The following is a 26,367-nucleotide window of genomic DNA, read 5'->3' as shown; positions in this document are numbered from 1 at the left end:
CCGGCTATCCCTGTCCCGTCAGCAGGGCGCGTGTCTCGTCGCTTACGGCCGGCAGCTCGTTGTTCCGGTCGGCCCAGGTGAAGTCGTCGTGCTCGGTCAGGGCGACCGGCGAGGTGGCCTCCACGGTGACGGTGAAGGTGAACTGCCGGGTCCTGCGGCCGCTCCGGGAGGCGTAGTCGAAGCTGCCCGCATGCCCGGTGACGCCCGTGACGGTGAGCCCGGTCTCCTCCAGAACCTCCCGGCGCAAGGCATCCTCAAGCCGCTCACCGGGCTCGACCCCACCGCTCGGCAGCTCCCACAGGCCCCCGAGGAAGTCATCGGCCCGCCGCTTGAGCAGCAGTACCCGGCCCTTCTCATCGGTGACCAGCGCGCCGACGACGTACTTCCCGATGGCGTCCCTGCGGGCGTCGGCGAGAAGGGTCTCGGCGAGGAGGACGGGAAGGAGGGAGGTCACGTCAGCAGCTCCTTGTGGTGGGCACTCACTTTGGCGGCCGCGCGAACGTAACCAGCGGCCAGAGGAAGATCCTGCTCACGATGCCAGACCGGAAGCTTGATCGTATGGGCGTGGGCCAGCTCGGCGACAGGGAAGTCCCCTGTCTGGTAGTGGCTCCGGCCGTACGAGTTGCCAGGAAAGAGCAGGGTCGGATTCTGGTACAGGGGAAGCAGGTTCATGGGGCAGGTGGAGCCGGGCCGGTCGAACTCGGTTGCGCCTTCGGCCAGGAGCGCCTGGTGGAAGCGTTCGATGTTCAGGCCACCGAGCTCGTCCGGGCGGTAGGCGAGCGTCAATCCGTACCAGGAAGGAATCACTCCATCGGGCATCGGTATGACATCGAGGCCCGGAATGTCGGCGAACTCGGCCATCAGGTACCTGGCGATCTCGGCACGGCCCGCAAGGCGCGCGTCGAGGTGCCCGAGCTGGTCGTGGGCGAGGGCGGCGGCGAGGGGGTGAATGCGGAGTTTGAGGCCTGCGCCGGTGGTCGTGTAGAGGGCGAGCGGATGGCTCTCGGGGATCTCCGACTTCGCCCGCCTGTTGTAGTGGGCGAAAGTCAGCAGCCGGTAGTACGTGGTGTCGTCATCGGTCAGTACGAAGCCGCCCTCACCCCCGGACAGCGGCTTGGGACCGTTGAGGGAGAAGGCCCCCGCGAGACCGAACGTGCCGACTTTCCTCCCGCTGTGGGTCGCACCGTGGGCGTGGGAGCCGTCCTCCAGCAGCGCCATGCCATGTGTGTCGGTGATACGCCGCAGCGTGGGCATGGCCGCCGGTCTGCCCCACAGGTGGGTCACCATCAGGGCCCGTGTGCGCGGGGTGATCAGCTCCTCGACCCGGGCCGGGTCGATGTTGCCGTCCGGGCCCGTCTCGCAGAGCACCGGTACCGCGCCCAGGTGGAACATGGGGGAGGCGGTGGCGTGGAACGTCCAGGCGGGGACGATCACTTCATCACCGGGCACGATGCCCGCGCCGAAGTAGGCGGCATGCAGGGCCGAGGTGCCGGAGCTGAAGGTGACGGCGTGCCGAACGTGGAAGTAGTCCTGCAGGGCGTCCTCGAACTCGGCGACGATGCCCGAGCGGTCCGGGACGGAGATTGCGGTACGAAGCTGGGCGAGGACCTTCTGCTCGGTGGCGTCGTCCATCGGGGGCCACTCGAAGTGCGGTCCGTCGGCGGTGACGGTCGGCTCGCCGCCGAGCAGGGCAAGGGTGGTCGTGGTCGTCACAGCAGCTCCTTGGGGTCGATGTAGCACCCGGCCTTCTTCGACTCGTAGCAGGCGGCGACGAAGGCAGCGTGCGCGAGATGCTGGGCGGGGCCGGAAGCGTTGGTGCGCTCGCCGTCCAGGACACGGCAGAAGTGGTCGATCTGGGCGGCGGCCGCACTGACGGGTGCCTGCGAGCGGGTCAGCTCCTCCACCACGCTGCCGTCCAGGGCGATCCGCCGGACCTGCCCCCTCGTCAGCAGGACGGAGCCCTTGGTGCCGACCACGGACAGCTCTTCGGTCTTCGGCGCGATCCAGCGGGACAGAAGGACCGACCCGTAGAGGCCGGAGTCGTAGCCGATCTGGATGACTGCGGTGTCCTCCGCGTCATATCCCGCCTCGGGCAGAGCGGCGGTGGAGAACTCGGCGATGATCCGGCTGGGCATCCCGAAGTACCACAGCAGCAGGTCGACCACGTGGTAGCCCATGTCGATGATGCAACCGCCGCCGGCCTGGCTGACGTTTCCCCGCCAGCCGGCACCGGGGTCGTCGGTGTGAAACGTGTACTGGCCGTCGAGCAGGAACGGCGTGCCGATCTGGTCCAGGAACTGGCCCACAGACGTGTAGATCGGGTTGAAGCGCCGTTGGAGGGTGACCATCAGCTCCACCCGGCCCGCCGCGCAGATCGCAGCGAGTTCGCGGGCCTCGGAGAGGGAGGTGGCGAACGGCTTCTCCTTGAGGATGTGGATGCCTCTGGCCGCGCACTCCTCGACCACGGCCCGGCCCGCGTGGTGGGGGACGGCGACGATCACGAAGTCCGGAGCGATCGAGTCCAGTAGCTCTGTGGTGTCCGTGAAGCCTGGTACCCGGTGGACGTCCTGTTGGGCGCCCAGGGCGACCGGGTCGCTGTCGCAGAGCGCGACCAGCTCGGCTCGTCCGGCGGCGAGCAGGCCCGGCAGGTGGTCCTCGCGTGCTTGGTGGCCCAGGCCGATGACTGCGGCTCGTCTCTTCATGGACAGGCTCCTTCCGCTTCATGGGGGAACGCGTCGATGCATGACGAGTACAGCTCAACGAGCAGTGCGCAGACAGGTTTTGCCTGTAGTCCCGGGGTTGTCCCGCTGTCGCTCGCAGTACGCTCATGGTCACTGTCGATGATGGAATCAGTACGTGGACGACCTGATCCGGCACCTCCTCGCCTACGCCCGTGAACAGCGCGGCTGGTCACAGAGCGACCTGGTCGCGCACCTCGACCGGGCCGCCCGCAGGCACGGGCTGCGTTCCGGTGCCGACAAGTCGGCCGTCAGCCGGTGGGAGAACGGGCGCAAGCAGCCGAGCCTCGACTCCCAGATCCTGATCGCCGAGGCGTTCGACATCCCCGTCACCGAACTGGAGTCGCACGGCTGGCCCGATTGGCTGCCCGGCCGGGACCTCCCGATGCCTCTGGGGTCGGCGTACACCGTTCACGCACTCCGAGACGCACAGAAAGCCGCCATGGACCGTCGCAGCTTCATGACCTACAGCGCGTCCGCGCTGGCAGGCCTCGCCGCCCAGTGGGCCACGACCGAGCCGGACCGGCTCACCTCCGCGCTCAGCGGGCGGACAGCCGTCGACGCCGAACTCGTCGACTGGCTGGAGGAGACCAGCGCGAGACTGACGGCCCTGCCGACCGAGCAGCGCCAGCACACCATCAAGCTGATGGACGCCCACCTTGCCACGGTCACCGACCTGATCGACGGCGGTGAGCACAGCGAGCGGACCGGCAGGCGCCTGCACACTCTGGCCGCCTCACTGTCCACCACCTGCGGCTGGTACCGCTTCGATCAGGGGAGGCACTATGCGGCGGGCAAACTCTGGACCGCGGCGCTGCACTCCTCCCATGCCGCAGGTGACCGGGACTTCGGTGCCGGAGTGCTCTCCGACTTCGCGTACCAGTCGAACTGGCTCGGCAAGCCGGACGCCTCCGTGCACCAACTCGGTCACGCCATCTCGGGCACCGAACACCCCACCGCCCGATCCCTGCTGCTGCTCCGCAGGGCCAGGGCCCACGCGGCCCTCGGTGAGCGCTCCGCCTGCTACCAGGACCTGTCCGAGGCCGAAGCCGCCCTGTCGGCCCGGGCAGTCGATCCCGCGCCGAGTTGGTGCGTGTGGATGAGCCCGGCGGATCTGGCGGTGGATTCCGGGCAGTGCCTGCTCGACCTGGGCCGGGTTCGTGAGGCGCACGCCGAGATGGCCGAGGGGCTGGCCCTGTTGCCCAAGTCCAGGGACAAGACGCGCGGGATCTTCCTGACCTATCAGGCCAAGGGGTTCCTGCAGGCCAAGGACGTAGAACAGGCCGTCGCAGTCACCACCGAATCCCTGGACCTGGCCACCCGCATCGGCGCCGAGCGGTGTGTCACCCTGGTCCGTGAACTCGCCCCGGCTTTCCAGCACTATCGCGAGGTCGACGGCGTCGCTGATCTGATGGACCGCCTACGGGTGGCGTGACCACGCGGGTTCGGCGGCCTGCGGATCCGCCCGGAGAGAGTTGCCGGGCCCTCACTTCAGGAGGCGGCGAACTCCACGAAGGACGTCCAGGTGGTGGGGGAGACGGCGAGGGCGGGGGTGGTGAGGTCCTTGGAGTCGCGGATGTGGACGGTGTGGGGGCAGGTGGCGACCTCGATGCAGTCGCCGCCCTGGCTGCCGCTGTAACTGGACTTGGACCAGGTGAGCGCGACCTCTACGCAGTTGCCGCCCTGGTTGCCGCTGTAGCTGGACTTGAACCAGTGGAGGTCGGTGCTCATAGTTCCTCTGCCATCTTTTCGATCGTTTCCAGCGTCCTCTCCGGAGTGTATGCCTGGGCCCGGGTGACGCCATACTTGCCGAACAGGTTCCCCAGCTCCGGATGTTCGGTGATGAAGAAGCTGCCGCCCTGCCCCTCGATATAGGCGAGCTGCTGGCGTTTGTCGGTCTCCAGCAGGACGAAGGGGCCGTCCAGCGCCGCATGATCCTCGCGGTACGGGTCCATCAGCTGGATACGTACGTGCCGGAGTCGCGCCACCTCGGCGAGGTGGTGGAGCTGGGCCTTCATCACGCGGCTCCCACCGATAGGCCGGGTCAGCACGACCATCTCCAGCACGAAGCTGATGTCGGGCAGCGGCCTGCGGGACAGCAGCTTCTGCCGTTCGAGCCGTGCGGCGACCTTCGCCTCGATCTCGTCGTCGTCGAAGGTTGGGTACTGCCCCGTAAGGACGGCCCGTGCGTACGCCTCCGTCTGGAGTAGTCCAGGCATGACGTGGTTCTCGTACTCATGCCGAGCCCACGCCTTCTCCTCCTCGTCCGCGAACGGCGTGAACCAGTCCGGAAGCGGCCTGCGCTGCTCCGTCTGCTTCGGCGGCTTCGGTGCCGCGACGATCAGTGCACCTTGTGCACCCAGCACCTCATCCGCCCGCTGCACGAAGACGCCCTTCGGCGGTCGCGCGCCCCGTTCCACCATCGCCACTTGGGACTTGGAGTAGCCGATCCGCTTGCCCAGTTGCTCCTGCGACAGGCCCGCCCGCTCGCGGAAGTGTCTGAGCAGCAGGCCGAACATCTCGGCGGCGGTCTCGGCCTGATCACTGGAGTGCACGGGGTCACCTCGTCTGTACACCACTGTTCACAACCTGCTTGTGACCCTGGTCACGGTACGTGCGCGCCGCGACGCTTAGCGCATGGAACCCCGAAATTCACTTGATCCGGTGCCGTCCTGGATTCCCGCCTCCGGTCACGCCCTCCGGCACGTGGGCGTCCACTTCGACGCCGTACGGGCCATCGGCATGCTCGGCGAGGAAATCGCGTACGAGGTCATGCAGTTCACCGACTTCCGGGCCGGGCCCATCGTTCGTTCCGGCATCGGTGAACGCAGCATGTACTTCCTGCTGATGCCCGGAATCGCCGCCGCGTTGCACTGGCCGCCCGGGGTGGAGGTGATGAGCGGGGGTGCGCGGGGCGCCGCGTTCGTGGGGGTGCCTGCGTTGGACGGGCTGACCTGGCCGCTGGACTGGCGGTCGCGGCCGACTGCGGAGAGTCCGTTCGTGGATGCCGTGCTGCTTCAGGAGATGGCCTGGCTGCGGACGGGGTGTGCGGTGGAGGAGTGATCGGTGCGGTGCGTGCCGACGTGTGTCAGGGGGGTGCGGTAGGAGGTCGCGTCGTGCGTGGGGCGTGAGCTGTTCGGCGAAGGGCTTGCCGTCTTCTGCGGTACCGTAATCGTGACATCACGCTTCGTGTGCGCAGGTTGTACGTGTGTGCATGTGGAGCGGTCCCCGGAGGTGTTGTCGCACCGGCCCGGGGACCTTCACCACTAGTGGATACAAGGAGTCCACCTGCGATGCTTGCGCATGTTATCCCGCCCCCCTGGGGCTATACGAAGAGTGCCCATGACCTGGTGCGCCACAAGCGCCTCGACAGTGACGCGAAGATCCTGGTCATCTACATTCAAGGGCTGCCCGAAGGCGATCGCGACAAGGCTCTGAGCGAGCACGCTCGTGCTCTTCGGATCACCGGGCGCCGGTACCAGAAGGCCAAAGCCGAGTTGGTGGCGTGCGGGTACGTGCACGAGAAGCGCGAGACCATCGCCGGTGGGCGGTGGCGGACCGTACAGGTCTTCTCCAACTGCCCGCTGACGGATGATCAGGCCGCGCGGCTGCGGGCCGGGGTTCCGGCTGATGGGTACGAGGTGCTGAGCGGGCTGGGCGGGCAGAGCGGGCTGGGCGGGCTGAGTGCTGGGGCCGTTCCGAGTGTGCACTTTCCGACGGTCGGTGGTCCGAGTGGTCGGGTGGCCGGTGGTCAATTACCCGCAGACGAAGAACAGGGGGAGAACTATTCCCACCCACCCACCGAAGGCGACGGTGGTGGCGACAGCGATCTTGGCTGCGGTGGTGATGGTGATGGTGATGTGGGGGGTGAATCTGGCGGTGGGCCTGAAGTCGATCTTGCCGAGCGGGTGTTGCTCTCGTTGCGGCATGAGCGGCGTGATCTTCACCTTGGTGTGTCCGAAGCCCGCTCCATCGCCGGGCTCGCTGCCGAGTGGTTGCGGCGGGGTGTCGCCGTCGGTGATCTGCGGAAGGTTCTGAGCAGCGGGTTGCCGTCGGGCGGGGTGCGGTCTGCGGTGCACTTCCTGGGGCACCGGCTCCGGGAGAAGCTGCCCGCCTCCCTTGAGCGTGCACCGGAGCTGGAGCCGGAGCCGGAGCCCGTACCGCCGCCTCCCGCGCTGATCACCTGTGCCGGTCCGGGTGAGGAGCATGTGTTCCGGCCCAACGTTCCCTGGGCCACCACCTGTGGGCCCTGTCATCAGGAGGAGCAGCGTGCCTACTGGGCCGATGTGCAGGCCCGGGGTGAGGCGGCGCCCCCGACCCCGCCGTGGCGTGAGCGCTTCGCCGCCTTCGCGGAGGGCGTGGAGGGCGTGGAGGGCGCCGGAGGCGCGGGGGGTGGGGGAGGTTCGGGAGGTTTGGGAGACGGGGGCTTAACCGAGGTTGATTGCAGGTCGGCGCCATAGGGTCGGAGTCATGACTACATCCCTGGACAGCAGTGCCTTCGACTCGCTCCGTCTCGACGCCGTCTCCGACCTGGAGGGGCTGCGCCGCGCCTACGGGCTTCCCAGCGATGCGGCCGTGCGCAAGCAGATGACCGAACTCACCGACCGTACGCGCCAGTTGATCGGCTGCTCCTCGCTCGTCCTGATCGCCAGCGTGGACGCCGAAGGCAACTGTGACGTCTCCCCGCGCGGCGGCCCCGCCGGGTTCGTCGCTGTCCTGGACGCGCGGACGGTGGTGATACCGGACGCGACCGGTAACAAGCGGCTGGACACCTGGCAGAACGTCATCGCCACCGGACGGGCCGGGCTGCTGTTCGTCATCCCGGGGCGCACCACGACGCTCAGGGTGAACGGCCGGGCCTGCGTCTCCACCCGGCCGGAGCTGTTGTCTCAGCTGACCGCCGTGGGAAAGCCGCCTGCCAGTGCGCTGGTGGTGGGGATCGAGGAGGTCTACCCGCACTGCCCCAAGTCCCTGCTGCGCAGCTCGGCCTGGAAGCCGGAGCAGTGGCTGCCGGTGGACGCCCAGCCGACCTCGGCCGAGGTCACGCTGGCCCAGCTGCGGAGGCCGGAGCTGACGATCGCCGACATCGAGCGGCTGGAGGCCGATTCGCTGAAGTACCGGTACGAGTGACGGGGCGGAGCGGATGAACCGTCAAGCGCCGAACGGCCGGGCACCTGCGGGCGGAGTGCCTGCGGTGACCGGCCGGTCGGGGAGAGCTACGGGCTACGGGTTACCTGGCCTGGGCGGCTTCGGAGTCCGTACGGGGCAGTGTCAGCGGTCAGCGTACGTCGACGTAGTCGCCGACGCTCGTGCTGCCCAGGCGGGCCGACGTGGCCTTGAACTGGGCCTTCCAGGTGCCGTCCTTCTTGGCGGTGAAGCCCTTGGTGAAGACGCCCTTGCTGTTCGTGCGCACGGTGGCCAGCTTGGTCCACTTCTTGGAGCCCTTGGCCTGGAACAGGATGTTCACGGACTGGCCGGAGGTCTTCTTCCACTTGCCGTCCAGGCTGTTCAGCGTGCCCTTGACCGTGATGGTGCGGCCCTTGCGGACCGGCTCCGGGGAGGCGTTGAAGCCGGAGATGGAGGTCTTGAGCTTGACGTCCACGTAGTCCGTGGAGCTGGTGGCCGCGGCGCGGTCGGCGGTGCCCGCGTAACGGGCGCGCCAGGTGCCGTCCTTCTTGACCGTGATCTTGGGTGCGAAGGCGCCCTTGGCGTTGGTCTTGACCGTGGCGGCCCGGCTCCAGGTCTTGCTGCCCTTCGCCTGGAACTCGATCAGGACCGACGTCTTGGCCAGCGGGGCCCAGGTGTTGTTCGTGGCGCCTGCGGTCTGGAGCGTACCGGCCGTCTTCAGCTTGCCGCCCTTGGCGACCGGCTCGGGGGAGGCGTTGAAGGAGATGATCCGGGCGGGGACGGCGGTCACCGTGAGGGTGGCGGCCGAGGTGATCGTCGGCTCTCCGTCCGCGTTGAGGAACACCGCGCGGTAGCGGTTGGTGTTGAGCGCGGCGCTCGCCTTCACCGTCAGGGTGGTGGAGGTGGCCCCGGCGACGGGAGTCCAGTTCTTGCCGGCGTCGGTGCTGCGCTCCCAGCTGACCGACTCGTAGCCGGTCGCGGCGGCGGTGAAGACGGCGTTGGCGCCCGAGCGGGCACTGCGCGACGTGGGCTGCTGCGTCACCTCGGCGGCGGGGGCGGCCGGGCCGAACTTGAGCGGCTGGGCGACGTCCTGGGCGCGCGAGGGCATCCAGGTCGGGTCGGTGCCGTCGTGCGAGTTGAAGGTGGTGAGGAAGCAGGCGGTCGTACGGCAGTCGACGGTGGTGCCGCTGGACGTGAACGTCTCGGTGAGCTTCGCCGTCACGGTGAAGGTGCCGTCGGCGCCGACCTGGCGGATCCAGGCGGCGTTGCCGTAGACGCTGGGGTACGTGGTGCCGTTCAGGGCGACGGACTGGGCCAGGTAGACGCCGCGGCCGGGCTGGTAGCCCTTGCCCTCGACCGTGACCTGGGTCTCCTCGCCGAGTCCCTTGACCTGGCTGACGGTCAGGGTGGGGACGCTGGTGGTACCGGCGATGGCGACGGGGTCCAGCGCGGTGCCGGGCTCGTACATGGGACGGCCCTGGTAGGCGAAGACCTCCGCGCCCTTGGCGGTGAGCTTCGACGTGATCCCGGTCCAGTTGATCGCGGCACCGTTCAGGGCGCCGGCCGACGCCTGAAGCGTGGCGAGCTCCACTCCGGCCGTGGTGACCGGGGCCTTGCCCTCCTCCAGGTCCGTGGTCAGGTCCACGAAGAGCGAGCCCACGCCGTTCTTGAGGACGACCCGGGGGTTGGCGAGGGTGATGGCGGTGATGCCGTGGCTGGGTACCGCGTAGGTGACCGAGCCGCCGAAGCGGACGTCGGCGTTGCGCTTGGCGGGGTCCACCGCACCGTGCTTGACGGGGTAGGCGATCAGCCCGGCACCGCTCTTGGTGGCGCCGCCGGCCACCTGCACCGAGCCGCCCATGTTGGTCACGTAGCTGACCCAGGACGCCTTGAAGTTCCAGGACGTCGTGCCGGACACGAGGATCGGGGCGGCGGCCGTGGTGGTTCCGGAGGCGTTCTCGGCCTGTGCGGCGGCTATGGAGACCGGGGCGGCGACGGCCGGGACGGCGAGGACGCCGGCGCCCACGGAGACGACGGTCAGTGCGGCGAGTGCGGCCAGGTGGCTGCGGCGGGGCGTGGACATGCGCTGCATGTCTCCTTCGGGGAAGGGGGCATGGCACACCCGCTGGGCGGAACCGTGCCCTGGACGAACGGAGAACAGGGGGTACCGGCTTCTTGGAGTGTGGGGACCCGAAGACGACGTCGTCATATTAGGTGAGGCTTACCTAAAATGTCACCGTGGGGGGTGGATTTCTGGTACGGGGGTGCCGTCGCTCGGCTGGGGTGGGGATTTTCGGCCGTGCTCGATCTGGCCTGAAATCGCTGTGACCTGCGGGTCCAGGCAACCCGGATCGGGATTTCGCGGTCTTGACGGGGTGGGTGTGGGGGCGGATGTGGAAGCGGCCACATCTCCTTCGAACATGACCAGGTCCGAAAGGCAGGGGAACCCCCATGAACTCTTCTCAGCCCGTCCATCGCGACGCGGCGGGCGGGCCGTCACCCGGGAACCGCACCGAGACCGTGATCGGCCTGTCCCTTCTCGTGACCGTGGTCGGCCGCCTGCTTCTGCTCGTCGCGGACTTCCGTGATGACGACTCCCTGGCCGAAATCGGTCGTGTCCTGCACTGGGCGGGGGGAGTAGGCATCGCCGCCACCATCGTCATCACCCGGACTGTGCTGCGCCGCTGGGCGTCCGGCTTCGACTGGATCTTCGCGGTGATGTGGATCGGTGTCACGTTCCTGGCATCGATCAACGGGAACCTTTGACGTGGCGGGGCAGGTGTGAAGGATGAGGAGAGGCGTGACCGGACGGAACCGGCATGCTGATGTTTTCGACCGAAGGCGACCGCTGTGAATCCTGACGTGCCCCCGCCGTGGGCCCCTCCTGGCGACACGAATGAACCGGCCCGGCAGAGCGGGGAGTCGTCTCCGCCGGGGTACGGTGCGCCCCCGCCCGGTCCGTACGGGTACGCCCCTCCCTCCGATCCCTCCGGCCCTCAGGGATACGGCACCGCGCCGGGACCCCAGGGCTACGGCACCCCTCCCCCCGGCTACGGCCCCCCGCCCGGTCCCGTACGGGCCGAAGCCGGGGCCCGTTACGACGAGCAGGGGCGCAACGGGCAGGGCGGCAGGTTCGGGTGGCTCGGGGAGCTCTCGCTCGTCCTGCTCCTGATCGTGGTGAGCATCGTCGTCGTCTCCGTCATCGCGGGCATCCTCGCGGCGGTGCTGGACGCGGGGCCCGCATCGGCGGACAGCGAGGTGTTCTTCGAGAACCCGGTCGCCGACATGGCTTTCCAGCTCGCAGGCATCGCGGTCTGCATACCCGTCGTCCTGTGGGGCGCCCGCTATCTGGGCAAGCGCCCGGCAGGCACCGTCTCCTCGGTCCTCGGCCGGTTGCGCTGGCGCTGGCTCGGCCTGTGCGCCGCCGTGGCCGTACCTCTCATCATTCTTCAGTTCGGGGCGCTGCTCGCGTGGACCTGGGGGGACGAGGGGGGCGGACCGGCAGGGGACGGCTTCCCCGGCTGGACCTCCTTCCTTCTGACCCTCGCCCTGCTGGGGGCGCTGGTCCCGTTCCAGGCGGCGGCGGAGGAGTACGTGTTCCGGGGCTGGCTGGTCCAGGTGATCGGGCGGGTCGTCCGGTCCCCGTGGCCCGCCGTCGTGCTCGCGTCGCTCCTGTTCGCCCTGGCCCACGGGTTCGGTGAACTCTCCGGGTTCATCCTGCTGTTCTACTCGGCGCTGTGGTGGGGCTGGCTGGTGATCCGTACCGGAGGACTGGAGGCCGTGATCACCCTGCACGTCGCCAACAACCTGCTGGCCCTCGGGCTCGCGGCGGGCTTCGGCGAACTCGCCTCCACCGAGACGGCGGCCGACGCGCCCTGGCAGGCCATGGTTCTCGAATTCGTCTTCGCTCCGCTCTACTGCCTGGTCATCGCCCGGCTCGCGGACCGGCGGGGCGTCGAGCGGGTGAGCCTCTGAACACGGGGTGATTCACGGTGCGTTGAGTGCCACCGTCGGGTGCAGGCGGGACGCGCGGATCGCCGGGTAGAGCCCCGCCACCACGCCGATCAGCAGCGTGGCGGCCATCCCGCCCGCCAGAGACCAGGGCGGGACGACCGCCGTCCACCCCTGCACCCGCGCGAAGCCGTACGTCGCGCCCGCCCCCAGCAGCGCCCCCACCGCCCCGCCCAGCGCGGACAGCAGCAGCGACTCGGTCAGGAACTGGAGCCGGATCGCGTTGCGGGTCGCGCCCAGGGAGCGGCGCAGGCCGATCTCCGGGCGGCGCTCCAGTACGGAGATGACCATCGTGTTGGCCACCCCCACCCCGCCGACCAGCAGCGCCACCGCCCCCAGGCCGAGCATCAGGGTCGTCAGCCCCTCGTCGGTTGCGGCCTTGGCGGCCAGGGCGTCCGAGGGGCGGGAGACCTTCACGCTCGCCTCGTCGCCGGGGCTGATCGTGCGGGCCAGGACCGCCCGTACGTCCTCCACCGAGGCGTCCGTGGAGCGCTCGAAGATGGTGGTGGGGTGGCCGTCGAACCCGAAGTACCGTTCGGCCGCCGGGAATCCGACCATGGCCACCCGGTCCAGGGTCGGGACGAGCTCGATCGGCCTGAGGATGCCGACGACGACCACGCGGGTGTCGTTCATCATGATCGTCTCGCCGGTACGGGTGATGCCGAGGCGGTCCGCCGCCACCGCCCCGAGGACGGCCGTCGGCAGGTGCTCCCCGGCCGGGGTCAGCCAGGTGCCTTGGGCGACCTCGCCGCCGAGCGCGGAGAGCAGGTCGGTGCGGGCCGCCTGGGTGGTGACCCCGGCCGTGCGCTCCTCGGGGACCAGGTCGCTGCGGCGGATGCGGGCGTCCACGTCGGCCGTCGCCGTGGCGTGCTGGACCGGGCCGACCCGCTCGACCATCGCGACCGCGTTCTTCGGCAGCTTGACCGGCCGGCCCGTGGCGTCCTCGCCCGCCTCGGCGGTGAGGAGGTTGGTGCCGAGGCGGTCGAGCCGGGCCATGAGGTCGGCCCGGCTCGACTCGGAGAGGCCGACGACCGCCACCATGGTCGCGATCCCGATGGCGATCCCGAGCGCGGAGAGCACGACCCGGGCCCGGCGGGCCCGCAGGCCGACCGCGCCGACGCGGAGGATGTCCCGGGGGGAGAGGCGGGCGGGTTTGAGGCCCCGCCTCTTGAGGTCCTGCTTCATGCGGTGACCTCTTCCGTGGGTGCGGTGGGCGCGATGGGCGTCGCGGGTGTGGTGGGCGTGGTCGGCGTCGTGGGCGTGGTGGCGCGCGTGTCCGACACGATCTCGCCGTCCTTGAAGCGGACCCGGCGCGGCAGCGCGTCCGCGATCTCGTTGTCGTGGGTGATCACACAGACGGTGGTGCCGGAGGCGTTCAGCTCGTGCAGCAGCTCCATGACGATCGCGCCGGACGCGGTGTCCAGGGCCCCGGTCGGCTCGTCCGCCAGGAGGAGGCGGGGGGCGCCGACCAGGGCGCGGGCGATGGCGACGCGTTGTTTCTCGCCGCCGGAGAGCTGGTTGGGGGTGTGGGACGCACGGTGGTCCAGGCGCACCTGGGCCAGCGCCTCCCGCGCCCGCTTCCGGCGCTCCTTCAGGGGGACGCCCGCGTACAGCAGCCCGTCGGCCACGTTGTCCACCGCGTCGCGGCCCGCCGCCAGGTGGAAGTGCTGGAAGACGAAGCCGATGTGGCGGGCGCGCAGGGCGGAGAGCCGGGAGTCGGAGAGCGCGGACACGTCGTACCCGGCGACCCGGACGGTGCCGGTCGTGGGCTTGTCCAGGGTGCCCATCACGTTGAGCATCGTGGACTTGCCGGAGCCGGACGGGCCTACGACGGCGAGGAGTTCGCCCTCACGGACGGTGAGGCTCACGGCGCGGAGGGCGTGGACTCCGCCGGGGTAGGACTTGGTGGCGTCGCGGAGTTCGATGACAGGGGGTGATGCTGTGGAGTGCGGCTTCAGGGCTTCACCGGGACCGAGGGGCATGGCTTCGCCGGGGCCGGGGCCGGGGCCGGGGCCTGTGCCTCCGCCGGGTCCGGAGCCCGTACCTTCACCGGGTCCGGAACTCATGGCTTCGCCACCCCCACCCTCATGCCCTCCCGCAGCTCCGCCCCGCTGACCTCGATCTGCCCGTCCGCCGTCATGCCCGTCTCCACCCGGACCATCGTCGACGCGGAGCCCCGTACGATCTGGAGCCCGTAACCCCCGTCCTCGCCGCGCAGTGCGACCACCGCCTCCACCGGCACCGCGAGGACCCCCTCGCGGGCCTCGCTGACGAACGTCACGCTCGCCGTCTCCTTGGCGTCCTCGCCGGACGCGGCGCCGGGGCCGCCGTCGAGGACGACCTCCACGGTGATGCCGTCCTGGCCGCCGCCCTCGGTGCCGGTCTCCTCGGGGCGGACCGTCCCGGCGACCTTCCCCTTCGCCGTCTTCCCGCTGGGCAGGGCGACTTCGACCTCGGTGCCGGGTGCGGTGAGGGCGCCGTCGGTCTGGTCGAGGTCGGCCCGTACGACGGGTTTCGTCGAGGCGATCGTCAGGACCGGGCCGTCCGGGCCGACCTGGTCGGCGAGGGCCGCTTCTGCGGAGACCACCTTGACCTCAGCGGGCTGGAAGACCACATCGCCCTTGCCGACCCTGCCGGTGGGCTCGCGGTTCAGGTGCTTCTGCCACTGCTTGACCGCCGCCTCGGTGTCCCTGCCGTACTCCGTGTCGACGTACAGCCCGGCCCCGTAACCCAAGTCCCTCAGATTCCGCTCCAGTTGGAGTACGTCGCTGCCCCGGTCGCCCGCCTTCATCTCGCGGAACATCGGAACCGGCCCGTAGAGGAGGGTGACCGGCTTGTCGTTCAGCTCGTACAGCGCCTGCCCCCTGGTCACGGTCTCGCCCTCGGGGGCCGCGACCGTGACCGTGCCCTCGACCGCCGCCTTGACGACGCGGCGCTGGGCGAAGTCGAGTCTGCCGTCCACGGTCCTGGACTGGACGAGATCGGTGCGTACGACGGTGGCGGTGGCGGGTGGAAGGCCGGTCCCGCCCTCCTTGCCCGAGGCCCCCGCCCCGCCTCCGGCACCGAGGAACAGGACGCCCCCGGTGGCGGCGGCGGTCACCGCGCCCAGCGTGAGGAGGGCGGTGGTGGAACGCTTCACTGCATGCCGTCCAGACCGTCGAGCAGCTTCGACTTGCAGGCCTCGCGGGCCTTCTTGTACGCGGGCGAGGACGGGTCGAAGGAGGGGGAGCCCGGGTTCGGGTCGCCGCCGGGCGTCACGTTGCCGCCGGACATCACCGGGTTGGTGAACCCGGTGAGGCCGTTGTCCCGCATGCACTGGGCGTGCGCGAGCATCGACTCGTACGCCTTCTGCTGGTCGCGCTTGGGCTCGGCCGCCATGACCGCCTGGAGCTCATCGGCGCAGACGTTGTCCTTTCCGGCCTTGATGCCCTCGTTGCGGCCGGGCTGGGAGCCGATCTCGCTGACCTTCGTCCAGTCGATGTGGCCGCTGAGCTTGGGGTCCGGGTAGTCCTTGTAGCCGCCCTTGGCGCGCATGCACCGGACGAAGGTCATCTGGGCGTCGTAGAAGGCGCTCTTGCCGGGCCCGGTGCTGGGGGTGCCCTTGGTGCTCTCGGAGGCGGCGGGCGCGGCGGATGTGTCCTTCGTGGCCGGTACGTCGGCGATCGCCTCGTGGCCCTTGGTCCCGGACGTGCCGTCGCCCCCGGCACAGGCGACGGAGAGGGCGAGTACGGGCACGGCCACGAAGGCGGCCAGGCGGAGCCGGGTGGCGGTGGCGGAAGAAGAGGAGTGGAAGCTCATGGGCTCACGCTCGGCGCCCCACATGATGGCCCGTCCATGGCCACATGATGGGAACGTAACAATGCCCCGACCTGCACCTCCGCGCCGCTCGGCGAGTAGGCGCACGCGGCCCGCCCATGCCCATAATCGGCCCCATGCCGCATGTGCTGCTCATCGAGGACGACACGTCCGTACGGGACGGGATGGAGCTCGTGCTGCGCCGGCACGGGTACGGAGTCGACACCGCCGCCACGGGTGAGCAGGCCCTCGCGCTGCTGGCCGGGGAGCACGGCGCGCGCGTCGAGCTGGCCGTGCTGGACCTCATGCTGCCCGGCATGGACGGCTTCGAGGTGTGCCGCCGCATCCGGGCCCGCTCGGCGGCCCTGCCCGTCATCATGCTGACCGCGCGCGGCGACGACCACGACATCGTGACCGGGCTGGAGGCGGGCGCCGACGACTACGTGGTCAAACCGGTGACCGCGCCCGTCCTGGAGGCCCGCATCCGCGCCGCGCTGCGGCGCGCGGAGCCGGCCCTGCGACGGGCGGCCGACGCGGATCTCGCCGGGCTGGCGATCGACCGGGCCGGGCTGACCGTGACCAGGGACGGTACGCCGGTCCCGCTGCCGCCTACCGAACTGCGGCTGCTCCTGGAGCTGTCGGCCTCGCCGGGGCGGGTCTTCACCCGGGAGCAGCTCCTCGCCTCGGTGTGGGACCACACGTTCCTGGGGGACTCGCGGCTGGTGGACGCGGCGGTGGGGCGGCTGCGGGCGAAGATCGAGGAGGTGCCGGCGCGGCCTCGGTATGTGCAGACGGTACGGGGCTTCGGGTATCGGTTCGGGCCGCTGTGACCCTCAAGGAGTCCGGTGGCCGCTCCCGGTGGCGTACCTCCAGCCGCGGCTCCCGGTCGCGCTCTCTCGGACACGGCTCCCGGTCGCGCTCTCTCGGGCACGGCTCCCGGCGGCTCGTCGGCGGGTTGCGCGTCCGGCTCGTCGTCACCTTCGTGGTCGTCGCCCTCCTCAGCGCGGTGACGGCCACCGCCCTCGCCTACCGGGACGCCCGCACCGCCGTCCTCCAGCGCACCCAGAACACCGCCGTGAACGACCTCCGCGAGCGGGTCGGCACGGTCGCCGCGGGCTTCGACATGCCGCCCGACCAGCGCGGCCTGGCCCGGTTCGCCTCGAAGGTCTCCGAGGGGATCGGCGCCCGGCTCGTCGTCGCCCGCTACCAGGACCTGTCGGCCACCTCCGACGTGCTCGCGGACACGGAGAGCCGGATCACCGCCGAGCTGCGGGCGGCCGTACGGGCCGGGGACGGGGCCCGGTTCCAGCGGGTGGAGTGGCGGGGTGAGCCGTACCTGGTCGTCGGCGTGCCCGTGGCGTACGCGGACGGGGACCGGCGCACCTCGGGCCTGGAGGTCTTCGCCATCACCGACCTGCGGGCCGAGCGCGACGACACCGCCGCTCTGCTCGACTCCGTACGGGAGGGGATCGTGCCGGTGGTGGTGCTGGCCGCCGCGCTCGCGCTGCTGGCGGCGGGGACGGTCCTGCGGCCGGTACGGAAGCTGGGGCGGGCCACCCGTGAGCTCGCCACCGGGGACCTCGGTAGCAGCCGGGTCGCCGTCCGCGGCCACGACGAACTCGCCGATCTGGCCCGTACGTTCAACGAGACGGCCGACGCACTCCAGGCGTCCGACGCGGAGTTGAGGGCGCAGGAGGCGAAGGCGCGCCGGTTCGTGGCGGACGTGTCGCACGAACTCCGTACGCCCCTCGCGGCGATGACGATGGTGGCGACCGTACTGGAGGAGGACGCCGACCAGTTGCCGCCGGACGCGGCGCGCGCCGCCCGTACCGTCGGCGCGGAGACGGCCCGGCTCTCCCGGCTCGTCGACGACCTGATGGAGATCTCCCGCTTCGACGCCGGGGCGGTCCGCCTCAACGCGTCCGTGACGGACCTCGCCGACACCGTACGGGCGTCGCTCGCCCTGCGCGGCTGGACGGACCGGGTGACGGCCGAACTCCCGGACGGCGTACGGGCGGTGGTCGACCGGCGGCGCGTCGACGTGATCGTCGCGAACCTGGTGGGCAACGCGCTGCGGCACGGGGCGCCGCCGGTGACGGTGACGGTGACGCTCGCGGTGGACGACGGGGTGGGGGAGTGGGTGGTGCTGGAGGTCGCGGATCGCGGTCCCGGGCTGGCGCCCGAGGCCCGGGAGCGGGTCTTCGACCGGTTCTACAAGGCGGACGCGGCCCGTACGCGGAGCAGCACCGTCACCGAGGACGGCAGTGGTCGGGGCAGCGGCCTCGGCATGGCCATCGCGCTGGAGAACGCGCGGCTGCACGGCGGCACGATCGAGGTGGGCCAACATCCCGAGGGCGGGGCGGTGTTCACGTTGCGGCTGCCTCTGCGGCGTACGGAGGAGGGGGAGGAGTCCGGATGAGGGTTCAGCGAGGGGCCGTGGCCGTTGTGCTGGGGGCCGTCCTCGTCGGGTGCGGGGTCGGGGTCCGGCCGACCGGGGTGATAGAAGCGGGCGAGCCCGCGTCGGGGCTGACGCGCGGGGCACGGCTGTACTTCGCGTCCGGCAGCGGGCTGCGCGCGGTCCCCCTGATCGACAAGGACGTCGACGATCTCGCCGCCGTGATGAAGCTGCTGGCCCAGGGGCCGTCGGCCGCCGAGCGGCGCGAGGGGCTGACCACGCTGATCCAGGGCGTCGGCGGTTACGCGGTGACCGGCGACGGGCCCCGCGTCACGGTGCGGCTGGAGGGCCCGTACTGGGCCTTGGAACGCGATCAGGCCACCGGGCAGCTGGTGTGCACGCTGGCGAGCTTCCAGTCCGTCCGCGAGGCGGCGGTCCGGGCGGACGACGTCGAGGTGACCGTACGGCCGGGGGAGGGGCCCGCGCTGGGGCCGCTGCGGTGTGCGGAGTTCCTGGGCGGATGAGGCCGTGGCCGCTGTCGGGGCCTTGGCCGGATGAGATTGGATGGGGGCGACACCATGAGCCATGAGCCATGAGCCATGAGCCATGAGCCCGGACTCGGGAGCGGAGGGGAATTCCATGACGGACAAGGGGCGGTTCCGGGCGAGCGGGTGGCGCGGGCGGGAGGTCGGGATACCGGATTCCGTCAGGGCCGCGGGGCCGGTTGTGCTGGAGCTCAAGGGCGGTCTGACCACGTCGTTCACCGTGCGGGCGATGCGTAGATCGGACACGCACAAGTCGTACGGTGAGCAGTTTCTGGGCTCGTACGGGCCCAGGGCCCGCAGGGCGATGCTGCCCGGCGGCTACAACCGCGTGGAGGTCGGCCGGGTCAGCCCGGGGTCGAACACCGGTTCGGGATTCGCCCGCTGGCGGCTGCGAAGCCTCGATGTGTCCGAGCTCTCCGTGCTGACGGACACTCTGTCCGGCCGGAACGACGATGTGGTGTTCTTCGACGGTCCCGCACGCTGCTCGTTCGTGTGGAGGGGCCGCTTCGAGAGCGGTCAGCTGCGATTCACCTCGGCGAGCGGGGGGACGGCCCGGGAGATCAGTGAGCAGGGCGCCATCCGAGGCGAGGTCGCCGTGCCGGGCAAGGGCTTCCTCGCCGTCTCGACCTGGGGGCGGTGGACGCTGGAGAGGCTGTAGAGGGCGAGCCTTCCGGGTGGGCCTCGCAGGTCACCTTCTGCTGGCCCCCGGGGCAGGTCACCTTCCTGGTAGCCCCCCGGGCAGGTCACCTTCCTGGTGCTCCCCCACAGGTCACCTTCCTGGTGCTCCCCCACAGGTCACCTTCCTGGTGCCCCCGCAGGTCACCTCTCGGGGGCCCGCAGCTCAGAACCGTACGGTCAACTGTGCCTGGACATGGGCCCGCAGGACGCCCGCCATGTCCGTCGTGCAGTCGCTGATCAGCCACTGGATCTGGAGGCCGTCCATGAGGGCGATCAACTGCTGGGCGGCGGCTGCCGGTTCGATGCCGTCGCGCAGTTCTCCCGTCTCCTGGGCCTGGTGGTAGGCCAGTTCGGTGTTGGCGACCGACGTACGGTAGCGGGCCTCGAAGTACGCGTGCGCCGGGTGGTCGGGGGCGGTGGCCTCCGCCGCGACCACCGAGAACAGCTCGACGATCCCGCGCCGCTTGGCGTTCAGCTCCGCGAGGTCCACCAGTCGGCGCAGATGGTCGACGCCCCGGGTGACGCCGAGCGCCAGCCACTCGTCGTCCACGTCGTCCCGCCGCTGGAGCACCGCGAGGAGCAGGGCCTCCTTCGTCGGGAAGTGGTGCAGGAGGCCCGGGTGGGAGATGCCGCAGCGGGTGGCGATGACCCGGAGCGAGGCGCCCCGGTAGCCCGCCTCGCCGAACAGGGCCATCGCCTGGTCGAGGATCTCGATCCGCTTGGCCCGGCCCTTGGCGTAGCCGCGCCGGGTCCCGGTGGTCACGCGCATTCACCCGCTGTCATCGGACGCCTCTCTCGTTTCGCCCCAGATTCTCGCAGGGGTGAATACTTACCAAGCGGTCGGTATTGAGCGTACGGTACTGCGGAGTGCCGTCGTGAAAGGAACTCCTGTGGGCCTCCTGCCGCCGTACCTCGACCCCGCGCTCCCCGTCGCGGACCGGGTCACCGACCTCCTGGGCCGTATGACGCTGCCCGAGAAGGTCGGCCAGATGCTCCAGCTCAACGCCAAGGAGGGGGTGCGGCACCTCGTGGAGGACCTGCACGCGGGGTCGATCCTGCACGCCTCGCCCGAGCGGGTGCTGGAGGCCGCCGCGCTCACCGCCGAGACCCGGCTGCGCATCCCGCTGCTCGTCGCGGAGGACTGCATCCACGGCCACTCCTTCTGGGAGGGCGCGACGATCTACCCGACGCAGCTCGGCATGGCGGCCACCTGGGACGCCGGGCTGGTGGAGCGGATCGCGCGGGCCACGGCGGTGGAGGTCGCGGCGACCGGCGTGCACTGGACGTTCTCGCCGGTCCTGTGCGTCACCCGGGATCTGCGGTGGGGCCGGGTGAGCGAGACGTTCGGCGAAGACCCGTACCTCATAGGTGAGTTGGCCTCAGCGATGGTGCGTGGCTACCAGGGCGACGGGCTCACCGACCCGACCGCGATCCTGGCCTGTGCCAAGCACTTCGCCGGGTACTCGGAGACCCAGGGCGGCCGGGACGCCAGCGAGGCGGACATCTCCCGGCGCAAGCTGCGCTCGTGGTTCCTGCCGCCGTTCGAGCGGGTCGCGAAGGAGGGGTGCCGGACGTTCATGCTCGGCTACCAGTCCATGGACGGCGTGCCGGTCACGGTCAACGACTGGCTGCTGGGCGAGGTGCTGCGCGGCGAGTGGGGCTACACCGGCACGTTGGTCACCGACTGGGACAACGTCGGCCGCATGGTGTGGGAGCAGAAGATCTACGCCGATTACGCGCAGGCGTCGGCGGCGGCGGTCCGCGCGGGCAACGACATGGTGATGACGACGTCGAAGTTCTTCGAGGGCGCCCAGGAGGCGGTGGCGGAGGGCGCGCTCACGGAGGCGGAGATCGACGCCGCCGTACGCCGCATCCTGACGCTCAAGTTCGAGCTCGGCCTGTTCGAGAACCCCCGCCACCCGGACACCGCCCTCCAGGCCGAGTTCATCGGCGGCACCGCGCACGCCGCCCTCAACCTGGAGGCGGCCCGCCGCTCCCTCGTCCTCCTGACCAACGACGGCACGCTGCCGCTGGCGGGCGGCCTGGAGGCGGCCGGGGACGGGGAAGGTCTGCCCACGGGGCCCGGCCCCCGTACGGTTGCCGTCGTCGGCCCCAACGCCGATGACGCACAGACCCAGTTGGGCGACTGGGCGGGCTCCTCCGGCCAGGCGGACTGGCTCCCGGACGGGCAGCCGCGCGCGATGATCCGTACCGTGCTCGACGGCTTCCGCGACCGCGTCCCCGCCGACTGGACCGTGACGTACGCGCCCGGCGCCCGCATCCTGGACGTCGGGCCCGACCCGGAGGGTGCGTTCTTCCCGGACGGGCAGCCCCGCCCCGAGGTCGTCGTCCCGGCCGCGCCCGACCCGGCGCTGATCGGTGAGGCGGTCGCCGCCGCCGAGGGAGCCGACTACGCGGTCGCCGTCGTCGGGGACCGGATCGAGCTGATCGGTGAGGGCAAGTCGACGGCCACCCTTGAACTCGTCGGCGACCAGGTGGCGTTGCTGGACGCGCTGGCGGCGACGGGCACGCCGCTGGTCGTCGTGGTCATCAGCTCCAAGCCGCTGGTGCTGCCGCCGTCCGCGCTCGGTGCGGCGGCGATCGTGTACGCGGCCAACCCGGGGATGCTCGGCGGTACGGCGGTGGCGGAGCTGCTCCTCGGCCTGATCGAGCCGACCGGCCGGCTCCCGCTCTCCTTCGCCCGGCACGCGGGACAGCAGCCGACGTACTACAACCAGGTGCGTGGCCAGCACGGTTCGCGGTACGCGGACCTCACGCAGAGCCCGGCGTTCGCGTTCGGGGAGGGGCTGAGCTACACGACGGTCACGTACGCGGACCTGGAACTGCTGACGGCCGTCGTCGAACCGCATGAGACCGTACGGGCCCGGGTGACGCTCACCAACACCGGTTCCCGGCCCGCGCTGGAGACCCTTCAGGTGTATGTGAGCGACACGGTGACGTCGGTGACCTGGGCGGAGAAGGAGCTGAAGGCGTACGAGCAGGTGGCGCTGGAGCCGGGCGATTCGCGGCAGGTGGTGATCGAACTCCCGGTCTCGGACTGCACGTTGGTGGACGCGCGGGGGCGGCGTGTGGTGGAGCCGGGGCGCTTCGAGCTGCTGGTGGGGCCGTCGTCGCGCGACGAGGCGCTGTTGCGGGGGGAGTTCACGGTGAAGGTGGAGGGTTGATCCGGGACGGTCGCTCGGCGGGCTCGGCTGAGCCGGAGGGTTTGGAGCGCTCGGAGGGTTTGGAGAGCTCGGAAAGGTTGGACGGCTCGGAGGGCTCGGCTGACCTGGAGGGCTCGGAGCGCTCGGAGGGCTCGGCTGAGCCGGAGGGTTCGGGGCGCTCGGGCGGCTCGGAGGGTTCGGGGACCTCGGGCGGTGGTGCGGGTGTCCGCGAGGCGCGCTGCCCCAGCACCACCCCGCACAACGTGAGCACGAGGCCGACGACCTGCCGCCCCGAAAGGCTCTCCCCCGCGAGCAGCAGCCCCAGCAGCACGCCCGTCACGGGGTTGAGCAGCCCCAGCAGCCCGACCGTCCCCGCAGGCAGGTGCTTCAGCCCGAGGAACCAGGCGGCGAAGGCGAGCGCCGTGGCCACCACGGCGAGGTAGCCGAACCCGATGAGCGCGGGGCCGTCGAGCGCGGGCGGCGCCCCCTCGACAAGGGCCGCGCACGGCAGGAGCAGCAGCCCGCCGCCGAGCAACTGCCAACTGGTGGCGGCGAGTACGTCAACCTCATCGCTCCACCGCTTGGCCAGCACATACCCGTACGAGGACATCGCCATGGCCCCGACGGAGGCGAGCACCCCGATCGTGTCCACGGCCCCGGTCGCCGTGAACACCATCAGGCAGACACCCGCGACGCCGGTCATGGCCCCGGTGAGGTGCTTCCACCCCGGCCGCTCGCCGACCAGCGGCCAGGCGATCATCATCATGAACAGGGGCGCGAGGGCCATGATGATCGACGCCAGGCTGGTGGGAAGGCGCTGGGCGGCCACGTAGACGAGGGCGAAGAAGCCGCTCATGTTCAGGGCGCCGAGCACCAGGGACTTCCACCACCAGCTTCCATGCGGCAGCTTCCGGCACACGGCCAGGAGGAGGAGCCCGGCGGGGACCGCGCGGAAGGCGGCGCCGTACAGGGGGTGGCTCTCGGGCAGATACTCCCGCGTGACGAAGTAGGTCGTGCCCCAGGCCACGGGGGCCACCGCCGTGACCAGCGACCATTTCAGGTTACCTTCCATGGAAGCTAGTATGCCTTCCATGGAAGGTAATTTCCCGGACGGCTCGCACGAGGGGCCGGAGCGTGTGGGTCCCGACCAGGTGGCCCGCATCCAGGCCGAGTGGGCGCGGGAGCGTCCGGACGTGGACGTGTCCCCGCAGGCGGTGATCGGCCGGCTGCACCGGCTGGGGCGCCTGCTGACCGCGCGCCTCGATGTCGTCTTCGCGGCCCACGGCCTCTCCGAGGGCGAGTTCGACGTCCTGGCCGCGCTGCGCCGGGCCGGTGCGCCCTTCGAGCGGGCGCCGGGCGAGCTGGCCGCGCACACCATGGTCACCACGGGGGCGATGACCAAGCGGATCGACCGGCTCCAGCGCGCCGGCCTGGTGGCGCGGCGCCGCTCGGCGGCGGACGGCCGGGGTCGGGTGGTCGCGCTGACCCCGGCGGGCCGGTCCCTGATCGACCGGGCGTTCACCGAGCACATGCGCAACGAGCGAAGCCTGCTGGACGCCCTGGAGCCGCAGGAGGCGGAGGAGTTGGAGCGGCTGCTGACGGCGTGGCTGGCGAAGGTGGAGCCGCCGCAGGGCGGGGGTGCGTGACCGAAAGCGGCCTGTTGGGTGGGGAGTTGATCGATACGGTTGCGGTCATGGGGAACGGGAGCGGGAGCGGGAGCGCGTACGTGAACGGGGCGGCCGGGCGGGACGGCGTTTCCGGCGAGACGGCGGGGCGGGACGGCGTTTCCGGCGAGACGGCAGGGCAGGGCGGTGTCTCCGGCGAGGCGGCTGGTCGGGGCGGTGTCTCCGGGCTGCATCACGTGGGGCATGTCGTGGCGGACCTGGGGCGGGCGCTGGAGCTGTACCGGCGGCTCGGCTTCACGCTGCCGCCGCCGGGTGTGCCCGCGCTGGCTCGCCGGGAGGGCGAGGCCCCCGAGCCGTTCGGGGCGGCGAACACGCACGCCGACTTCGCGCGGGGATTCGTGGAGCTGGCGACGGTCGTGCGCCCCGGTGGCGGCTCACTGCCGCCCGACGCCCGCCTCGTACCACTGGAGGCGCCGCCGGAGGTGCTGCCGCAACTGGTGCGGCGCATCGGTGAGACCAGTACGGCGCTGGGCGCGCTGCTGGACCGCTTCGAGGGGGTGCACATCCTCATGCTTGCGGCGCCCGACATCGACGCGGCCGCATCCCGGCTCACGGCGGGCGGCCAGTTCCACGGCGGGGTCAACACCGTGCGGCGCCCGGTGCGTACGGGGGAGGGCGGCACGGTCACGGAGACGGTCCGCTACCTGGAGCTGGACGGCGAGGGGCCCGGGGCGCGGGGCAGGGTCGCGGAGGGGCGGGTCGGCGTCGTCGCGGAGCTGGACCCGGAGATCCAGGCCACGCGGGTGCTCGGCCACCCGAACGGGGCGGTGGGGCTCGTCGACGCGGTGCTGTGCGTGGCGGACGAGGAGCTGGAAGCCTGGCAGCAGCGGTACGGGGCCCGCCTCGGCCGCCCGGACCGGGAGGTGGGCCCGGCCCGGGTCTTCGGCCTGGGGGCGGACGGCGGCAGCGTGACGCTCGTCCCCGCCTCGGGACTGCCCGCGGTGCTCCCGGGCGAACGGGCGCCCGTACTCCCGGCGTTGGTCGCGTACACCGTTGCCGTACGCGATCTGACGGCCACCCGTGAGCTGCTGGAGAAGAACGGCTTCGGCGTGCGCCGGGCGGCCTCCACGGCTTCCGGTGACGTTTTCGTACCGGCTGCGGAGGCGCTGGGGGCGGCGGTGGTTTTCCGCCAGGCGTAGGTGCTGGGTATCAGGTACAGGGCGAGGGTGTCAGGAGCCCCCGCCGGTCCGCCTCAGCTCGTACACCTCTCCGGCGTCCGGGTCGCCGACGTACTGGTAGAGGGTGAGCCTGCTCGCGGTGCCGCCGACGGTCCAGGGGGCGAACGGGCAGGCCTCCACGTGGACGTCCACCTCCTGCTTCCAGGTGTTCTCCCCGGGGGTGAACCGCCAGGTCCCCTGCCCCGTACAGCTGTCGCTGCGGCCGCCGTCACTGCCGTCGGCCTCGTCGCCGACGGCGGTCACCGTGGCCAGGCCGCCCGCCGTGAGGGTCAGCGTTCCGCCCTTGCCGTTGGACCAGCTGCCGAGGAGATCGGCCGGGGTGACCTCCGGTGGTTCGTACTGCCGGAGGACGCCCGTGGACAGGGCGACCCCGCCCAGGACGGCGGTGACGACCACGGCCGATGCCCCCCACAGCGTCACCGGCCCGAAGATCCGCTGCCGCCGCGACCGGGTGAGCCGGGCCGCGACCGCGAACGCGGCCGTGAGCAGCAGCCACCACCCGGCGACGGCAGCGGGCTGCCCACCACCGGACAGGGCGGTGGCCGCGCCGACGAGCACAAGGGCGGCGGCGGCCGCCACCGGCAGCACCCACCACCACGCCTCACGCCCGCCGAACCGGCGCCCCAGCACCCCGCTCAGCCACGCCGTGGGCAGCACGAAGGCCACCGACAGCGCGGCGGCCGCCGCAGCCGCGGCGGTGGCGAGCAGGGGGAAGACGATCACGAACAGGGCGACCCCGCCTTCTCCCGGCTTCGACGGCTGCGTCTGGCTGTAGATGACGGTCACGACGAGTGCGAGCGCGCCCTCCAGGGCCAGGACCAGCATCGAGAGCAGCAATGCCAGCCCGAAGTTCCGCTTTTTCTCCACCACTCAGTCCTCCTCGCGACAGGGCGACGCACGCGGCCGCCCTGCGGGGAGGTCGCTGAGGTCATCGTGTCAGAGTCATTTGAACGCGTTCAACATGGGGTCCCGGGAGAACTCGGGAGGAGGTAGAGGAGAAGGCATGGGAGAAGGTCGGGAGAAGAAGCGTTTCGGCGTGACGGCGATCCCC

General features: G+C 71.1%; 26 protein-coding genes. 13 read left to right on the top strand and 13 right to left on the bottom strand.

What is annotated here, in order from left to right; all coding sequences use genetic code 11:
* Positions 1–4 precede the first annotated feature (4 nt).
* From ACFW9Z_RS09135 to ACFW9Z_RS09125, 3 genes are read right to left on the bottom strand one after another with little or no spacing between them, the layout of a single operon-like run.
* A complete protein-coding gene (locus ACFW9Z_RS09135; protein ID WP_384636642.1) occupies positions 5–454 on the bottom strand; it encodes an NUDIX hydrolase in 450 nt (149 codons plus the stop codon).
* A complete protein-coding gene (locus ACFW9Z_RS09130; protein WP_384636639.1) occupies positions 451–1,713 on the bottom strand; it encodes a DegT/DnrJ/EryC1/StrS family aminotransferase in 1,263 nt (420 codons plus the stop codon). The genes ACFW9Z_RS09135 and ACFW9Z_RS09130 overlap by 4 nt, the downstream gene beginning before the upstream one ends.
* On the bottom strand, positions 1,710–2,702 hold the full coding sequence (locus tag ACFW9Z_RS09125) for a Gfo/Idh/MocA family protein (protein WP_384636636.1): 993 nt from the start codon (positions 2,700–2,702) through the stop codon (positions 1,710–1,712). The genes ACFW9Z_RS09130 and ACFW9Z_RS09125 overlap by 4 nt, the downstream gene beginning before the upstream one ends.
* A 154-nt stretch (positions 2,703–2,856) precedes the next feature.
* Here ACFW9Z_RS09125 and ACFW9Z_RS09120 point away from each other — a divergent pair, with 154 nt between their 5' ends.
* Positions 2,857–4,173: a helix-turn-helix transcriptional regulator gene (locus ACFW9Z_RS09120; protein WP_384636633.1), complete on the top strand. Its 1,317-nt coding sequence runs from the start codon at positions 2,857–2,859 to the stop codon at positions 4,171–4,173.
* Between the two features lie 56 nt (positions 4,174–4,229).
* Here the strand turns inward: ACFW9Z_RS09120 and ACFW9Z_RS09115 are convergent, their stop codons facing one another.
* Positions 4,230–4,469, bottom strand: a complete 240-nt coding sequence (locus ACFW9Z_RS09115; RefSeq protein ID WP_384636630.1) for a DUF397 domain-containing protein — start codon at positions 4,467–4,469, stop codon at positions 4,230–4,232.
* Positions 4,466–5,293: a helix-turn-helix domain-containing protein gene (locus ACFW9Z_RS09110; RefSeq protein WP_384636627.1), complete on the bottom strand. Its 828-nt coding sequence runs from the start codon at positions 5,291–5,293 to the stop codon at positions 4,466–4,468. Before ACFW9Z_RS09110 ends, ACFW9Z_RS09115 begins: the two co-directional genes overlap by 4 nt.
* A gap of 82 nt (positions 5,294–5,375) precedes the next feature.
* Here ACFW9Z_RS09110 and ACFW9Z_RS09105 point away from each other — a divergent pair, with 82 nt between their 5' ends.
* The 3 genes from ACFW9Z_RS09105 to ACFW9Z_RS09095 all read left to right on the top strand — a co-directional run bounded on the left by ACFW9Z_RS09105 (position 5,376) and on the right by ACFW9Z_RS09095 (position 7,868).
* Positions 5,376–5,801 carry a hypothetical protein gene (locus ACFW9Z_RS09105; protein ID WP_384636624.1) on the top strand — a complete coding sequence of 142 codons (426 nt, stop codon included), beginning with the start codon at positions 5,376–5,378 and terminating at the stop codon, positions 5,799–5,801.
* A gap of 230 nt (positions 5,802–6,031) precedes the next feature.
* A complete protein-coding gene (locus ACFW9Z_RS09100) occupies positions 6,032–7,198 on the top strand; it encodes a hypothetical protein (RefSeq protein WP_384636621.1) in 1,167 nt (388 codons plus the stop codon).
* Positions 7,199–7,208: 10 nt separating this feature from the next.
* Entirely contained in the window at positions 7,209–7,868 is a 660-nt protein-coding gene (locus tag ACFW9Z_RS09095; protein WP_384636618.1) for an MSMEG_1061 family FMN-dependent PPOX-type flavoprotein, read from the top strand.
* A gap of 148 nt (positions 7,869–8,016) precedes the next feature.
* Here the strand turns inward: ACFW9Z_RS09095 and ACFW9Z_RS09090 are convergent, their stop codons facing one another.
* The gene (locus tag ACFW9Z_RS09090; RefSeq protein ID WP_384636615.1) at positions 8,017–9,948 is read right to left on the bottom strand and encodes an HtaA domain-containing protein; all 1,932 of its coding nucleotides are present in this window, start codon (positions 9,946–9,948) and stop codon (positions 8,017–8,019) included.
* Between the two features lie 368 nt (positions 9,949–10,316).
* Between ACFW9Z_RS09090 and ACFW9Z_RS09085 the strand changes: the two genes are divergently transcribed.
* Together ACFW9Z_RS09085 and ACFW9Z_RS09080 are read left to right on the top strand one after the other, a co-directional pair.
* Positions 10,317–10,631, top strand: coding sequence for a hypothetical protein (locus ACFW9Z_RS09085; protein ID WP_384636612.1), 315 nt, complete (start codon positions 10,317–10,319; stop codon positions 10,629–10,631).
* 84 nt (positions 10,632–10,715) lie between these two features.
* Positions 10,716–11,840 carry a CPBP family intramembrane glutamic endopeptidase gene (locus ACFW9Z_RS09080; protein WP_384636609.1) on the top strand — a complete coding sequence of 375 codons (1,125 nt, stop codon included), beginning with the start codon at positions 10,716–10,718 and terminating at the stop codon, positions 11,838–11,840.
* 12 nt (positions 11,841–11,852) lie between these two features.
* On the opposite strand, the gene ACFW9Z_RS09075 is transcribed toward ACFW9Z_RS09080, so the two are convergent.
* The 4 genes from ACFW9Z_RS09075 to ACFW9Z_RS09060 form a co-directional block, all read right to left on the bottom strand.
* Positions 11,853–13,061, bottom strand: coding sequence for an ABC transporter permease (locus ACFW9Z_RS09075; RefSeq protein ID WP_384636606.1), 1,209 nt, complete (start codon positions 13,059–13,061; stop codon positions 11,853–11,855).
* Positions 13,058–13,858 carry an ABC transporter ATP-binding protein gene (locus ACFW9Z_RS09070; RefSeq protein WP_384636837.1) on the bottom strand — a complete coding sequence of 267 codons (801 nt, stop codon included), beginning with the start codon at positions 13,856–13,858 and terminating at the stop codon, positions 13,058–13,060. The genes ACFW9Z_RS09075 and ACFW9Z_RS09070 overlap by 4 nt, the downstream gene beginning before the upstream one ends.
* A gap of 80 nt (positions 13,859–13,938) precedes the next feature.
* Complete coding sequence (locus tag ACFW9Z_RS09065; RefSeq protein WP_384636603.1) at positions 13,939–15,015, bottom strand: peptidoglycan-binding protein; 1,077 nt, start codon at positions 15,013–15,015, stop codon at positions 13,939–13,941.
* Positions 15,012–15,674 carry a hypothetical protein gene (locus ACFW9Z_RS09060; protein WP_384636600.1) on the bottom strand — a complete coding sequence of 221 codons (663 nt, stop codon included), beginning with the start codon at positions 15,672–15,674 and terminating at the stop codon, positions 15,012–15,014. The genes ACFW9Z_RS09065 and ACFW9Z_RS09060 overlap by 4 nt, the downstream gene beginning before the upstream one ends.
* A gap of 134 nt (positions 15,675–15,808) precedes the next feature.
* Here ACFW9Z_RS09060 and ACFW9Z_RS09055 point away from each other — a divergent pair, with 134 nt between their 5' ends.
* The 4 genes from ACFW9Z_RS09055 (at position 15,809) to ACFW9Z_RS09040 (ending at position 19,269) form a co-directional block, all read left to right on the top strand.
* Positions 15,809–16,501 carry a response regulator transcription factor gene (locus tag ACFW9Z_RS09055; RefSeq protein ID WP_384636597.1) on the top strand — a complete coding sequence of 231 codons (693 nt, stop codon included), beginning with the start codon at positions 15,809–15,811 and terminating at the stop codon, positions 16,499–16,501.
* A 125-nt stretch (positions 16,502–16,626) separates the two neighbouring features.
* Positions 16,627–18,090, top strand: a complete 1,464-nt coding sequence (locus ACFW9Z_RS09050; RefSeq protein WP_384636835.1) for an ATP-binding protein — start codon at positions 16,627–16,629, stop codon at positions 18,088–18,090.
* Positions 18,087–18,590, top strand: coding sequence for a GerMN domain-containing protein (locus ACFW9Z_RS09045; RefSeq protein WP_384636594.1), 504 nt, complete (start codon positions 18,087–18,089; stop codon positions 18,588–18,590). The genes ACFW9Z_RS09050 and ACFW9Z_RS09045 overlap by 4 nt, the downstream gene beginning before the upstream one ends.
* Positions 18,591–18,705: 115 nt before the next feature.
* Positions 18,706–19,269 carry a hypothetical protein gene (locus tag ACFW9Z_RS09040; RefSeq protein ID WP_384636591.1) on the top strand — a complete coding sequence of 188 codons (564 nt, stop codon included), beginning with the start codon at positions 18,706–18,708 and terminating at the stop codon, positions 19,267–19,269.
* 183 nt (positions 19,270–19,452) lie between these two features.
* Here the strand turns inward: ACFW9Z_RS09040 and ACFW9Z_RS09035 are convergent, their stop codons facing one another.
* Positions 19,453–20,052: a TetR/AcrR family transcriptional regulator gene (locus ACFW9Z_RS09035; protein WP_384636588.1), complete on the bottom strand. Its 600-nt coding sequence runs from the start codon at positions 20,050–20,052 to the stop codon at positions 19,453–19,455.
* 127 nt (positions 20,053–20,179) lie between these two features.
* On the opposite strand from ACFW9Z_RS09035, the gene ACFW9Z_RS09030 reads away from it, so the two are divergent.
* Positions 20,180–22,474 (top strand): glycoside hydrolase family 3 N-terminal domain-containing protein, encoded by a 2,295-nt coding sequence (locus tag ACFW9Z_RS09030; protein ID WP_384636833.1) that lies wholly within the window; start codon positions 20,180–20,182, stop codon positions 22,472–22,474.
* Here ACFW9Z_RS09030 and ACFW9Z_RS09025 read toward each other — a convergent pair.
* A complete protein-coding gene (locus tag ACFW9Z_RS09025; RefSeq protein WP_384636585.1) occupies positions 22,452–23,525 on the bottom strand; it encodes a DMT family transporter in 1,074 nt (357 codons plus the stop codon). The genes ACFW9Z_RS09030 and ACFW9Z_RS09025 overlap by 23 nt on opposite strands.
* 19 nt (positions 23,526–23,544) lie before the next feature.
* Between ACFW9Z_RS09025 and ACFW9Z_RS09020 the strand changes: the two genes are divergently transcribed.
* On the top strand, positions 23,545–24,099 hold the full coding sequence (locus ACFW9Z_RS09020) for a MarR family winged helix-turn-helix transcriptional regulator (protein WP_384636582.1): 555 nt from the start codon (positions 23,545–23,547) through the stop codon (positions 24,097–24,099).
* A gap of 47 nt (positions 24,100–24,146) precedes the next feature.
* On the top strand, positions 24,147–25,277 hold the full coding sequence (locus ACFW9Z_RS09015) for a VOC family protein (protein ID WP_384636579.1): 1,131 nt from the start codon (positions 24,147–24,149) through the stop codon (positions 25,275–25,277).
* 30 nt (positions 25,278–25,307) lie between these two features.
* Here the strand turns inward: ACFW9Z_RS09015 and ACFW9Z_RS09010 are convergent, their stop codons facing one another.
* Positions 25,308–26,183, bottom strand: coding sequence for a hypothetical protein (locus ACFW9Z_RS09010; protein WP_384636576.1), 876 nt, complete (start codon positions 26,181–26,183; stop codon positions 25,308–25,310).
* Positions 26,184–26,367: the final 184 nt, after the last annotated feature.

The organism is Streptomyces sp. NPDC059452, assembly GCF_042750035.1.
Lineage (GTDB): Bacteria > Actinomycetota > Actinomycetes > Streptomycetales > Streptomycetaceae > Streptomyces.
This window is presented reverse-complemented; position numbering and strand designations above follow the sequence as displayed.